This is a genomic window from Lonsdalea populi (assembly GCF_015999465.1).
Classification (GTDB): Bacteria; Pseudomonadota; Gammaproteobacteria; order Enterobacterales; family Enterobacteriaceae; genus Lonsdalea; species Lonsdalea populi.
Genome location: NZ_CP065534.1, coordinates 2,761,084 through 2,774,460 on the forward strand (window position 1 = coordinate 2,761,084; position 13,377 = coordinate 2,774,460).

Sequence of the window (13,377 nt, forward strand, 5' to 3'; positions counted from 1 at the left end):
GGGGCCCCTTAGAGGTCGTCGATATAACCCAGACTGCGCAGCGCACGTTCGTCGTCCGCCCAGCCGGATTTCACTTTAACCCACAGCTCCAGATGAACTTTTGCCTCGAACATCTGCTCCATGTCCTGACGAGCTTCGATGCCGATGGTTTTGATCTTGGAGCCTTTATTGCCGATCACCATTTTCTTCTGGCCTTCGCGCTCAACCAAAATCAGACCGTTGATATCGAAACCGCCGCGTTCGTTTGCGACAAAACGCTCGATTTCCACAGTCACAGAGTACGGCAGCTCTTCGCCCAGAAAACGCATCAGCTTCTCACGGATAATCTCGGAGGCCATGAAGCGCTGAGAACGATCGGTGATGTAGTCTTCCGGGAAGTGGTGCTCCGCCTGCGGCAGACATTTACGGACGATGCTGGCGATAGTGTCGACATTCATGGCTTTCTCGGCGCTCATCGGTACGACATCCAGAAACTTCATTTTCTGACTGATCATCTGAATGTGCGGCAACAGTTTACTTTTGTCCGTCACGTTATCGACTTTGTTGATAGCCAGCAGCACGGGATGTTTTTGATCGCGCAGTTTGTTGACCACCATTTCATCGTCTTCGGTCCAGTGCGTCCCTTCGACAACAAAAATGACCAGTTCGACGTCGCCGATAGAACTGCTGGCGGCGCGGTTCATCAACCGGTTAATCGCCCGTTTTTCTTCGATATGCAGCCCGGGGGTGTCCACGTAGATCGCCTGATAAGGCCCTTCCGTGTGGATGCCCATAATACGGTGGCGCGTCGTCTGCGGTTTACGGGAGGTAATAGAAATCTTCTGACCCAGCAGCTGGTTCAGCAATGTGGATTTACCGACATTCGGACGGCCTACAATCGCGACAAAGCCGCAGTAATTCTGTTCTTCGCTCATTCAAGCTCCAGCTGTATTAACGCTTGTTCTGCCGCAGCCTGCTCAGCTTTACGACGGCTCGACCCCGTGCCGACCACCGGTTCGCTAAACCCGCTGACCAGACAGTGTATGGTGAACTCTTGATCGTGCGCTTCACCACGTACCTGCACCACCAGATAGGTAGGCAGCGGTAAATGCCGTCCCTGCAGAAACTCCTGCAGTCGGGTTTTGGGATCTTTTTGCTTGTCGCCGGGGCTGATTTCGTTCAGACGGCTCTGATACCACTCGAGGATCAGCTTCTCGACCATCTGGATATCGCTATCTAGGAAAATGCCGCCGATCAGCGCTTCAACCGTATCTGCCAGAATGGATTCACGACGGAAACCGCCGCTCTTCAACTCTCCCGGCCCCAGACGCAGACATTCACCCAACTCGAACTCGCGCGCAATCTCCGCCAGCGTGTTGCCGCGCACCAGCGTGGCGCGCATTCGACTCATATCCCCTTCATCAACGCGGGGGAAACGGTGATAGAGCGCATTGGCGATCACAAAGCTCAGAATGGAGTCCCCGAGGAATTCCAGCCGTTCATTGTGTTTACTGCTGGCGCTACGATGCGTCAGGGCCTGCAGTAGAAGATCATATTGTCGGAAAGTATAGCCCAGTTTTTTTTGTAAACGATTTATGAGAATGGGGTTCATGTGTTACCAATATCAATCGTGCTTTTTAACCACAGCATACGGAACAGCCCTGCTGAACTCTTAATAGTGCCAAAACTGTTTCGTTTGCACTGGCTCCCGCGAGGGAGCCTGCGTTTATTTATGTCAAAAATATTCTACAACGGAAGGCGCAAACATATCGCGTGTTTATTACGTTGTATTAATGAATACCGCCAATCCGGCTCAGACGTATGCCAGTAGGCCATTGGCCTTCCTGTTTTTCAAAGCTCATCCAGATTGCCGTGGCTTTACCGACCAGGTTTCTTTCCGGCACAAAGCCCCAGTAACGGCTGTCTGCGCTGTTGTCACGGTTATCGCCCATCATGAAGTAACTGCCTGCCGGCACGGCCCACGTGCTCAACGGCTGATGAGGCTGGTGATAGTAAAGGCTCAGTTGATCCTGCGCGATCGGAACCGTCAAAATATCGTGCGTCACGTCACCCAAGGTTTCTTTACGCGTCGTCAGACGAATGCCTTTTGCCTGCTCACCCGTCGGGACCTGATAAAAACCGTTGCTGCTTTCACCGCCCATGCCATTGAAGGTCTGAACAAAGTCGCTTGGCTGTACGTTGCTATAGGTGACGGCTAACGCTTTCTCGCAATCAGAGGACTGTGAACACGCCGGCTGGATCGTCACCTGCTTAGCGACAGGATCATAGCTCACGCGATCGCCCGGCAGGCCGACCACGCGTTTGATGTAGTCCAGACTCGGGTTTTCGGGGTATTTAAATACCGCGATATCGCCACGCTTGGGATGTCCGGTTTCAATCAGCGTTGTCTGGGTAATCGGATCTTTGATGCCGTAGGCAAACTTTTCCACCAGAATAAAATCACCGATTAACAGCGTAGGCATCATCGAACCCGACGGGATCTGAAACGGTTCGTAGATGAAAGAACGTACCACCAGCACCACCGCCAGAACAGGGAACACTGAGGCGCAGGTTTCAATCCAGCCCGGCTGTTTGATGCTGCTGGAGAGCGTTTGCTCTCCAGCCGTACCGTTAGACTGCTGGCCTGAATGAGCCAGTCTGGCGCGCCGTGCCGGCGCCCATTTGAAACGGTCCAGACACCACACCACGCCGGTAACCAGCGTAGCGAGCGTTAGAATCAAGGCGAACATATTGGCCATGCCAACTCCTATGAAATTATTTACTGTCCTTGCCCACGTGCAGAATGGCCAAAAACGCTTCCTGCGGCAGCTCAACGTTGCCGACCTGTTTCATTCGTTTCTTACCGTCTTTCTGCTTCTGCAGCAGCTTTTTCTTACGGCTCACATCGCCGCCATAACATTTGGCCAGCACGTTTTTACGCAGTTGCTTGACGGTGGAACGCGCGATAATGTGGTTGCCGATCGCCGCCTGAATCGCAATATCAAATTGCTGACGCGGGATAAGCTCTTTCATTTTTTCCACGAGATCGCGACCGCGATACGGCGCATTGTCGTTGTGCGTAATCAACGCCAGCGCATCGACACGCTCGCCGTTGATCAGGACGTCGACGCGCACCATGTTGGAAGCCTGGAACCGCTTAAAATTGTAGTCCAGCGACGCATAACCGCGCGAGGTGGATTTGAGACGGTCAAAGAAGTCCAGCACCACTTCCGCCATAGGGATGTCGTAAGTCAGCGCAACCTGATTGCCGTGGTACACCATGTTGGTCTGCACGCCGCGTTTTTCCACGCACAGAGTGATGACGTTGCCCAGAAACTCCTGCGGCAGCAGCATGTGACACTCAGCGACAGGCTCACGCAGCTCGGCGATATTGTTAATCGCCGGCAGCTTGGAGGGACTGTCCACGTAGATGACTTCACCCGCCGTGGTTTCAACTTCGTATACCACCGTCGGAGCCGTGGTGATCAGGTCCAGATCGTATTCACGCTCCAAACGCTCCTGAATGATCTCCATGTGCAGCAGGCCGAGGAAGCCGCAGCGGAAACCGAAGCCCAGCGCCGTTGAACTTTCCGGCTCGTAAAACAGGGAGGCATCGTTCAGGCTGAGTTTGCCCAGCGCATCGCGGAACGACTCATAGTCGTCGGAGCTGACGGGGAACAGACCTGCATAAACCTGAGGTTTCACTTTCTTGAAGCCCGGCAGCGCTTTCTCCGCCGGTTTGCGCGCCAGCGTCAGGGTATCGCCGACCGGCGCGCCCAGAATGTCTTTAATCGCGCAGACCAACCAACCCACTTCGCCACAGTTGAGCGTATCGCGATCCACGCGTTTCGGCGTGAAGATACCCAGACGCTCGGCGTTGTAGACCTGACCGGTGCTCATGACCTTGATTTTATCGCCCTTGCGCAGGGAGCCGTTTTTGATACGGATCAGAGACACCACGCCCAGATAGTTATCGAACCAGGAGTCGATGATCAACGCCTGCAGCGGCGCGTCTGGGTCGCCGACCGGCGGTGGGATATCCCGCACCAGACGCTCGAGGATGTCTGGAACGCCGACGCCGGTTTTCGCCGAGCAACGCACCGCATCCGTCGCATCAATCCCGACGATATCTTCAATTTCCTGGGCCGCCCGATCCGGGTCAGCCGCAGGAAGGTCAATCTTGTTCAGGACCGGCACCACTTCCAGATCCATTTCAATCGCCGTATAACAATTAGCCAGCGTCTGCGCCTCAACGCCCTGCCCCGCATCCACCACCAGCAGCGCCCCTTCACAGGCGGCCAGAGAACGGGAAACTTCATAAGAGAAGTCGACGTGTCCCGGGGTGTCGATGAAGTTCAACTGGTAGGTGTGGCCGTCGGTGGCCTTATAATCCAGCGTGACGCTTTGTGCCTTGATGGTGATCCCGCGCTCGCGCTCGAGGTCCATAGAATCCAGAACCTGCGCCGCCATTTCACGCTCGGTTAATCCGCCACAGATTTGAATGATGCGGTCAGAAAGCGTCGACTTACCGTGGTCGATGTGGGCAATGATGGAAAAATTTCGTATACGCTTCATTATTAAAGTTTTTCTACCTTGGTATTTCTAAAGTCTTGCCGATCGGCATGCGCATTAGCCAACAACGCTGACCGTTGTCATAGGCCTGAATCGCAGCATTCTACATGCCATACAGGGGAAAACCTAGTCATGGGCCGTCTATATAAGACGGTTTATCATCACGGAGTCTCGCCTATTCGCCTTGTGGAGGAAAACCGTTCACTTTGCGGCATGAGAGGCGGCATATGATGTCTGAAAAGGACGGAGGCTCACCCCGTCGCTCATGGGCCATACGGCCCGGGGGCAAGGAAGCGGGTCTGCCCGCAGGGAAGAGAGATTGGCTTCTCGATAATGTGGTTTATCCGACCTAGCGCCCAGCATGGCTCATCTCATGTCACGGCCCCTTTGCGACAACCAGTCAGGGTATCTTAAAGCTCACGCTGTCAGCGATGCGCTTGGCCGTAGCCAACGGCAGTTCGCCAATCACGGTGATTTCGTGTTTGTCTCGCACGACGGAGTGGATCATCCGCCGTCCGAGCAGCGCGTTCTGGTCCGGATGCGTGTCGCCAACCGGGTTGACGTTCACAGAAAAGCTAAATAATCCGTCGCTGTAGAGTCGAGATTCCACCGGTACGCCTCCGCTGGGAAGCGGTCGCTGGCTACGCGATATCTCTTCAACGCCGCTCGGCAACCACTGTGTCGACCACGCGAAATCGGCCGATGCCTCCGTGGGGACGCTAAGCAACGGCGGCAGGCTCATACGATCCAGGTTTTTCATGTCCGACTGCACAGAACCGTCCACCGTCATGGAGAGAACGCGATACTGCTCCAGCAGTTCGCCATTCTGATCCAGCAAGTCGACGCGCAGCGGCAGCCTTGAGGTCGCATCCAGGCAAATTACATAGCTAAAGCGCGTGCCGTCCCGGGAGACGATGCGTACAACGTCGCTCTGACGATCGGCAAGGCGAATACGCCCGGTGGGGATGAAGTCGTAATAAGCAGACAGCCGTGAGAAGTTGGCGTAGATTAACGCAGGCAGCGCATCGACCATGTGATCGCCGGAAAGCGTGAAAGGATCGAGATTGGTTTCAAAGTAGCTGATATTACGAGCACGTTGAACTACTTCCCGACGCGGGCCGTCGAGATGAAGCAACTGAGCCAACGTATCCTTTCCCGCTAACGTGTGACGATAGCGAAAAGACTCAATACCCTGGCGAGATATGTTGATGAAGTAGATTTCGTAGCTCAGAGACTGGCTGGCCCGGCTCATTTGTTGCAACATCGCCCCGGAGTTGTCCTGAGCCGGGGCGATGCTGGAGTAACTCGCGCCGCCGAAAAACAGCGCGGTGATAAACAAAAAGCGCTTCATTACTGCGGCTGCATTCCTAATGATTGGGTTCCAGGCACCTGTACGGCAGCCTGTTGATCTTCATGTTGGTCAAAACGCAGCTGGTCAGAATGCACTCGGCGCTGCAGCTCATAATCCTGCAGCAGCGCATTAATACGCTCATGCTGGGCCTGTTGCTGCCGCTGTCCCACCGTATTGACGCTGGTTTCGGCTGGTACGCTCAGGCTGACCGGCGATGCGGATCCCAAAGCAGGAAGCGTGCTGAATGCCGGGGCTTCGACCGCGCCGTCCGTCGCTACACCGCCTTGCTGGTAGTGCTGCACGCCGACGATGACCGCCAGAGAGACACAGGCCGCAACGCCGATTTGCGTCAGATTCGCCGCCAGTGGACGCACCTTGTTCCAGAACGACAGATTTTGCCAGGTCCGAGGATGTGGCTGGGATTCGGGCGCCGCCTGCGGGTTGAAGAGAACAGGTTCCTGCTCTAATGCGGCCGCGACACGGGCTGCGACGTCAACGTGCAACACGTGTTCGCAGACCTCATTGCGCAATGTATCGCGCACTACGTGGTAACGCTGCCAGCTTTCCTGCAGTGTTTCGTCTTTCGACAAAACGCTCAGCAGTTCGTTGTCGACAGCCTCGCCATCCATTAAAGCGGAAAGTTTTTCTTTCTGCATACCTTACACCCTTACCTTGTCAAATCGGTCATGATGAACGTTCACACAAGTTAACGCTGAATAAGCGGTTGTACTTTATTATCAATAGCTTCGCGTGCACGGAAGATACGCGAACGCACGGTGCCTACCGGACACCCCATGATTACGGCTATCTCTTCATAGCTCAGGCCATCCAGTTCCCGCAGCGTGATTGCCAGTCGTAAATCCTCCGGCAATGACTCAATCGTGCGAAACACTATCCGACGCAACTCATCAGACAGCATTAAATTCTCAGGGTTCGATATTTCTTTCAACGCGCTGGCATTTTCATAATTCTCAGCGTCGCTGGCGTCAACGTCGCTTGGCGGAGGGCGCCGCCCCTGAGCAACCAGATAATTTTTCGCCGTGTTCACCGCAATGCGATATAACCACGTATAAAATGCACTATCGCCGCGAAAAGACTCGAGCGCACGATAGGCTTTGATAAATGATTCCTGAGCGACATCCGGCACGTCGCCCGGAGGGACGTAACGAGATACCAGGCTCGCCACTTTGTGCTGATAACGAACGACCAGTAAATTGAACGATTTCCGATCGCCTTTCTGGACCCGTTCAACCAGAACCTGATCTGTCAACTGCTCGCTCATCCGAGGTAATATCTCCTCAAATTTGTCTCCACGCCTAGGTTACGTAATGCCAGCCACGTTCTAAATCTTTGAGCAAGCACCTGATTGGAGTCCATACACATCATTAAGTTCCGTTTCAAAAGTCTTTTCTACTTTGTGTGATAGCCAGTGTGATTTTAGTACCAAACCCACCGATCTCTGGTGGCCAGTTGTACCACACTTCAGCCGCCCACGTGCGCCAAATCCCGTGGTTCCCGGGGCTACGCATAGGTAACACCTTCTTTCCATGCCTTACATCGACAGGTAAAAATTGCTTGTCAGCGCCCGGTAGGCGTCGGAATAGTGACCATCGTCATCTCGAATCACCAGCGAAGACCGTTCGGCGACACCCGGCATTAATGAGAGCGCAAGCAGCGTTCGATGTGCGGGACGTGACGCAAACTCGCGCGCATCCGTCCGTAATGACAGACACCACCCTTCTTTTTCAGCCTGCGGTATAAACGCCTCCGCGACATCATAGGGCAACACCACGCAAAAAAGCCCTTCGGTCATCAGCTTCGCCTTAGCGCAACGCAATAATTCCTGATGAGTCAACGAAGTAGTATAGCGGGCCTGAGTGCGCGACTCCGATCGACAGCTCACGCCCGGAGCGAAGTAGGGAGGATTGCTGACAATCAGAGCGTACTGATTGCGGTTTTGTCCTGCGAAGTCAGCGATATCAGCCGTGTAAATTGTCACCTGGTCGCGCCAGGGCGAAGCCGCCGCGTTCTCTTTTGCCTGTTGACCTGCGGCGACGTCCAGCTCTACGCCATCCACCGACAGCCGTCCTAGCGTGCGCTGCGCTAGCATTAGCGCGATGACTCCCGAACCGCAACCGATATCCAATAGACGCCCCTCTTTCGGCAAAGGCGCCCACGCGCCAAGCAAAATGCCGTCCGTTCCAACTTTCATTGCGCAGCGATCGTGCGCCACGAAAAACTGCTTAAAGGTGAATCCGCCGGAACGTACCGTCGGCGTCGATAAAGGCTGAGTCATTTTGCGTCTTTTCCTGTTAAACCGCGCTAGCATAGGAGAAACTCTGACGCAATAAAAGTCGCCTGCATCGCTTAAAGAGATGAACAACCGGGCCAATGAGTCTATAATCAGCGCCCCAAATAGAGGTAGACAATGACAGCGACCAATTTTTCCGAGTTTGATCTTGATGAAAGCCTGCTAAACGCCCTGCAGGATATGGGGTTCTCCCGCCCAACGGCAATCCAGGCTGCCGCCATTCCTCCGGCAATGGATGGACGGGACGTTCTAGGCTCTGCACCAACAGGAACCGGGAAAACTGCCGCCTATCTGCTACCGGCATTGCAGCACCTGCTCGACTTTCCACGTAAAAAATCGGGACCGCCGCGCATACTAATTCTGACGCCTACGCGGGAATTGGCGATGCAGGTGGCCGAGCAGGCCAAGATTCTGGCCGCCCAAACACATCTGGATATCGCCACCATCACCGGCGGCGTCGCCTATATGAACCACGCCGAAGTGTTCAGCGAGAACCAGGATGTCGTCGTCGCGACGACCGGTCGTTTGCTGCAATATATTAAAGAAGAAAACTTCGACTGCCGCGCGGTGGAAACGCTTATCCTGGATGAAGCCGACCGCATGCTCGACATGGGATTTGCTCAGGATATTGAACACATCGCTGGAGAAACGCGCTGGCGTAAACAGACGTTGCTGTTTTCAGCGACGCTGGAAGGCGATGCCATCAAGGACTTCGCCGAACGCCTGTTGAAAGAACCGGTTGAGGTTGAGGCCGATCCCTCACGTCGCGAGCGTAAAAAGATCCAGCAATGGTACTACCGAGCTGACGATCTCCAGCATAAAACCGCGTTGTTGTGTCATCTGCTGAAACAGCCGGACGTCACTCGCTCCATCGTCTTCGTGCGCAAACGTGAGCGCGTTCATGAAATGGTTGCATGGCTGCGTGAAGCTGGTATAGAAACCTGCTATCTGGAAGGTGAAATGGTGCAGGCTAAGCGCAATGAGGCGATCAAACGCCTGAGCGATGGCCGGGTCAACGTGCTGGTGGCAACCGATATCGCCGCGCGCGGACTGGACATCAACGATGTCAGCCATGTATTCAACTTCGACCTGCCTCGCACCGCGGATACCTATCTGCACCGCATTGGACGTACCGGCCGCGCCGGCCGTAAAGGCTGCGCCATCTCGTTGGTGGAAGCACACGATCATCTGCTACTGGGGAAAATCAGCCGTTACCTGAACGAGCAGATGAAAGCCAGAGTGGTTGATGAGCTGCGTCCTTCGACGCGTGCGCCGAGTGCGAAAATCACCGGTAAACCGTCGAAGAAAGTCCTAGCTAAGCGCGAAGAGAAAAAGCAGAAAGAGAAGCCGAAAACCAAGACAAAAGTGCGTCATCGCGACAGCAAGAATATCGGTAAACGTCGCCAGCCCAGCAGTAGCACAGACAAACCGGCTGAAAAAAATAAGTAACAGACTGCTTTTCAAGGAAGCGGTTTGAGACAACGGTACATGTTGTGATTTGTTGTCCTACAGAGCCCAATGAACTTTATTGGGCGTTTTGCATTTATGGCGGATACAGACAACTAAAAAGGGAGCCGATGGCTCCCTTTTCTATACGGTCGATCTGTCTTGAAAAAAAGTCGCTCGCGATTACAGACTTTCTGTAAAAGTACGCGTAATAACGTCGCGCTGTTGTTCCGGCGTCAGTGAGTTGAAGCGAACCGCATAGCCAGATACACGAATGGTCAGTTGCGGATATTTTTCCGGATTCTTAACAGCATCTTCCAGCGTTTCACGGCGCAATACGTTCACGTTCAAGTGCTGGCCGCCTTCAACGCGTACTTCAGGTTTCAGTTCCAGAGGAATTTCACGATATTCGAACTGGCCCAGATCGCTGACTGGCACGATTTGGTCCTCGCTATAATCCGCTTTCGAACAAATGCAACGCGCCTCTGATTTCTCATCATCCAGTAACCAGAAAGAGTTGACCAATGCGCTGTTGTTTGCCTTGGTAATTTGAATACCTGTAATCATAATTGCCTCCGTAACGCGGCGTGTAGGACTGAATGTAATATCGTATCCAGTAACAAATCTAACCGCTGTTTTAACATCAGGGTAAAACTGACTGAATCTGCTAACCTGTATACCAGCCGTACCCCACACAAGCTTTGATTGAAATCAATTTTTGCTATTTAGGAGATAACCGGGACAAATCAAGCAATTGTTTTATATCAATATTAATACTTTCCCGCTTTAAAGGTTTTTAGATTTTTTCAATTTTTTTGTTAAAAAGACGCTTACGCCACCGATCGTCCGGTTATGGTTTTACCTCGTCAGAATAGAACGGTAAGCTAGCATCCCTGGATTGATCGAATGGAAAAGGGCGCATTGATGGCAACTTCCCTGACCTGGCACGACGTATTGTCCCAGGAGAAACAACAACCTTACTTCACTGATACGCTGAGGTTCGTTCATCACGAACGAATGGCCGGAAAAGTGATTTACCCACCGCAGCAAGACGTGTTTAACGCTTTCCGCTATACCGAATTTCACGATGTCAAAGTCGTTATTCTCGGTCAGGATCCTTATCACGGCCCGAATCAGGCGCACGGCCTCTCTTTTTCCGTCCGCCCCGGCATCCCTGCGCCACCGTCACTCGCCAACATCTATAAAGAACTGGCCAGCGACATCCCCAGTTTTGAGATTCCACAACACGGCTTTCTGCTGAGCTGGGCTCAGCAAGGCGTTTTACTGCTTAACACTGTACTCACCGTGGAAGGTGGGAAAGCGCACTCGCATGCCAATCTGGGATGGGAGACGTTTACGGACAAAGTGATCGCAGCGCTTAATTCACATCGTGAGGGGATCGTTTTTCTGCTGTGGGGATCGCATGCACAGAAAAAAGGCAACATCATCGATCAGCAGCGTCACCACGTGCTGAAAGCGCCACACCCTTCACCGCTTTCAGCGCATCGCGGCTTTATGGGATGCAGGCATTTTTCACAGGCCAATCATCTGCTGGAGCAGCAAGGACTATCGCCTATCGACTGGATGCCGCAGCTCCCTGACGAAAACTGATTTTACCGACGGCCTTCGTTCATTCGAGCGGAGGCATCTCATTGAAGAATTGACAGAAATTTAGAAAATAAAACCAGAGATAGATTACTGCGAGATAAAAGAAAAATCTGAGGAAAAACGGTAAGGGATATTGGTGGAGCTAAGCGGGATCGAACCGCTGACCTCTTGCATGCCATGCAAGCGCTCTCCCAGCTGAGCTATAGCCCCACACGATAGATCTGTTTCAGTCATACCCAAACATGAAGTTTGGTGGAGCTAAGCGGGATCGAACCGCTGACCTCTTGCATGCCATGCAAGCGCTCTCCCAGCTGAGCTATAGCCCCGTCCTGACACAACATCTGTGTGAACGGGCCGAATGATATGCAACGCCATCGGTAGTGTCAACGGGTAAATCCATTTGCCCGGTTGACCGCTGAAAAAGCCGTCAAGCTGAGCAAAACGCGGTCATCAGGTTCTCTTTCATCGCGCTATTTCATGAAAGATGAACAAAGATAAACGATGTGCGACAAGTTCAGGAATGAGATCGAAACAGCCTCGGAGCCACATCATCACTGATATCTAAATCCCGCCGCACTCTCAGCCACCCCATAAAAAACCCCGCCTAGCATGAAATTGCGGGGTTTTACTGACGCTGTTTTTCTGCCGGCGATTACTGCTGAGCTTCGCGCTCAGCAATGAATGACAGCGCACGATCTATACGGGCCAACGCGCGTTTTTGACCTACGCCGTGAACGGTGACATCAACACCCGGTGACTGGCCGGCACCCGTGACCGCGACACGCAACGGCATACCTACTTTGCCCATGCCCTGCTGCAGCTCGTCGGCCGTGCTTTGGATAGCATGATGAATATTTTCCGACGTCCACTCAGTAATGACCGCCAGTTTGGCGCGAACCAGTTCCAGCGGCTGACGAGCGACCGGACGCAAATGCTTCTTCGCGGCGTCGGCATCGAAAACGTCGAACTCTTCATAGAAGTAACGGCAGGATGCCGCCATCTCTTTCAGCGTTTTGCAACGTTCGCCTAACAGCTTGACCAGTTCACTCAGCTGCGGACCATTACTGGTATCAATGCCTGCTTGTTCAATGTGCCAGGACAGCTGCGTCGCAACGTACTCGGCCGGCAAATGATTAATATAGTGGTGATTCAGCCACAGCAACTTTTCGGTATTGAATGCGCTAGCTGATTTGCTGACGGCATCCAGAGTGAACAGCTGTTTCATTTCTTCTATAGAGAAGACTTCCTGATCGCCATGCGCCCAACCTAGACGGACCAGATAGTTCAGCAAAGCTTCCGGCAGGAAGCCGTCGTCGCGATATTGCATCACCCCCACGGCGCCATGACGTTTGGAAAGTTTTTTACCGTCGTCGCCCAGAATCATAGAAACATGTGCATATTCCGGTACTGGCGCGCCCAGCGCTTTCAGGATGTTGATCTGACGAGGCGTGTTGTTAATATGATCTTCCCCGCGGATGACGTGGGTGATTTCCATATCCCAGTCGTCGATCACCACGCAGAAGTTATACGTCGGCGAACCGTCGGTGCGGCGAATAATCAGATCATCCAATTCTTGGTTACTGAATTCGATGGGGCCGCGAATGTTATCATCAAAGATAACGGAGCCTTCCTGCGGATTACGAAAACGCACGACGTGCGGCTCATCATCAGCATGATGTTTGTGGGAATCGCGGCAGCAGCCGTCATAACGGGGCTTTTCGCCATTGGTCATTTGCTGCTCACGCAGCGCCTCGAGACGCTCTCTGGAGCAATAACATCTATAAGCAGTCCCGTTTTCCAGCATTTCATCAACCACCGCATTGTAGCGATCGAAACGTTTTGTCTGGTAATACGGGCCTTCATCCCAGTCCAGACCCAGCCAGTTCATACCATCCAAGATGGCGTCGATCGCCTGTTGGGTTGAACGCTCCAGATCGGTATCTTCTATACGTAATACGAATTCGCCATTTTGATGACGGGCGAACAACCATGAATAGAGTGCGGTACGGGCGCCGCCGACGTGAAGATAACCAGTAGGACTGGGAGCGAAACGGGTTTTGATTTTCATTGGGATTACGGCCTTATTACTCAACGGCTGTCAGCGAATACC

The 13,377-nt window shown here is 53.2% G+C and carries 12 protein-coding genes and 2 tRNA genes; 2 read left to right on the top strand and 12 right to left on the bottom strand.

Features of this window, described 5'->3' with window-relative positions; genetic code table 11:
- Nucleotides 1–8 precede the first annotated feature (8 nt).
- From era to trmN, 8 genes are all read right to left on the bottom strand, one after another.
- Nucleotides 9–914: a GTPase Era gene (era, locus tag I6N93_RS12025; protein ID WP_085689981.1), complete on the bottom strand. Its 906-nt coding sequence runs from the start codon at nucleotides 912–914 to the stop codon at nucleotides 9–11.
- Entirely contained in the window at nucleotides 911–1,591 is a 681-nt protein-coding gene (gene rnc / locus I6N93_RS12030) for a ribonuclease III (protein ID WP_026741425.1), read from the bottom strand. Before rnc ends, era begins: the two co-directional genes overlap by 4 nt.
- A gap of 178 nt (nucleotides 1,592–1,769) precedes the next feature.
- Nucleotides 1,770–2,738 carry a signal peptidase I gene (lepB, locus tag I6N93_RS12035; RefSeq protein WP_085689982.1) on the bottom strand — a complete coding sequence of 323 codons (969 nt, stop codon included), beginning with the start codon at nucleotides 2,736–2,738 and terminating at the stop codon, nucleotides 1,770–1,772.
- Nucleotides 2,739–2,754: 16 nt separating this feature from the next.
- Nucleotides 2,755–4,554 carry a translation elongation factor 4 gene (gene lepA, locus I6N93_RS12040; protein WP_085689984.1) on the bottom strand — a complete coding sequence of 600 codons (1,800 nt, stop codon included), beginning with the start codon at nucleotides 4,552–4,554 and terminating at the stop codon, nucleotides 2,755–2,757.
- A gap of 397 nt (nucleotides 4,555–4,951) precedes the next feature.
- A complete protein-coding gene (rseB, locus tag I6N93_RS12045; protein WP_085689986.1) occupies nucleotides 4,952–5,902 on the bottom strand; it encodes a sigma-E factor regulatory protein RseB in 951 nt (316 codons plus the stop codon).
- Nucleotides 5,902–6,558, bottom strand: coding sequence for an anti-sigma-E factor RseA (gene rseA, locus I6N93_RS12050; RefSeq protein ID WP_085689988.1), 657 nt, complete (start codon nucleotides 6,556–6,558; stop codon nucleotides 5,902–5,904). Before rseA ends, rseB begins: the two co-directional genes overlap by 1 nt.
- Before the next feature lie 50 nt (nucleotides 6,559–6,608).
- A complete protein-coding gene (gene rpoE, locus I6N93_RS12055; RefSeq protein ID WP_085689989.1) occupies nucleotides 6,609–7,184 on the bottom strand; it encodes an RNA polymerase sigma factor RpoE in 576 nt (191 codons plus the stop codon).
- A 270-nt stretch (nucleotides 7,185–7,454) separates the two neighbouring features.
- Nucleotides 7,455–8,198 (bottom strand): tRNA(1)(Val) (adenine(37)-N(6))-methyltransferase TrmN, encoded by a 744-nt coding sequence (gene trmN, locus I6N93_RS12060; protein ID WP_085689991.1) that lies wholly within the window; start codon nucleotides 8,196–8,198, stop codon nucleotides 7,455–7,457.
- 132 nt (nucleotides 8,199–8,330) lie between these two features.
- On the opposite strand from trmN, the gene srmB reads away from it, so the two are divergent.
- Nucleotides 8,331–9,662: an ATP-dependent RNA helicase SrmB gene (gene srmB, locus I6N93_RS12065; protein WP_085689993.1), complete on the top strand. Its 1,332-nt coding sequence runs from the start codon at nucleotides 8,331–8,333 to the stop codon at nucleotides 9,660–9,662.
- 180 nt (nucleotides 9,663–9,842) lie between these two features.
- On the opposite strand, the gene grcA is transcribed toward srmB, so the two are convergent.
- Nucleotides 9,843–10,226, bottom strand: coding sequence for an autonomous glycyl radical cofactor GrcA (grcA, locus tag I6N93_RS12070; RefSeq protein WP_085689995.1), 384 nt, complete (start codon nucleotides 10,224–10,226; stop codon nucleotides 9,843–9,845).
- 357 nt (nucleotides 10,227–10,583) lie between these two features.
- On the opposite strand from grcA, the gene ung reads away from it, so the two are divergent.
- Nucleotides 10,584–11,270, top strand: a complete 687-nt coding sequence (gene ung, locus I6N93_RS12075; protein ID WP_085689999.1) for a uracil-DNA glycosylase — start codon at nucleotides 10,584–10,586, stop codon at nucleotides 11,268–11,270.
- Nucleotides 11,271–11,401: 131 nt separating this feature from the next.
- Here ung and I6N93_RS12080 read toward each other — a convergent pair.
- From I6N93_RS12080 to gltX, 3 genes are all read right to left on the bottom strand, one after another.
- Nucleotides 11,402–11,477 (bottom strand) — tRNA-Ala (locus I6N93_RS12080).
- A 40-nt stretch (nucleotides 11,478–11,517) separates the two neighbouring features.
- Nucleotides 11,518–11,593 (bottom strand) — tRNA-Ala (locus tag I6N93_RS12085).
- A gap of 326 nt (nucleotides 11,594–11,919) precedes the next feature.
- A complete protein-coding gene (gltX, locus tag I6N93_RS12090; protein ID WP_085689997.1) occupies nucleotides 11,920–13,335 on the bottom strand; it encodes a glutamate--tRNA ligase in 1,416 nt (471 codons plus the stop codon).
- Between the last annotated feature and the right edge of the window lie 42 nt (nucleotides 13,336–13,377).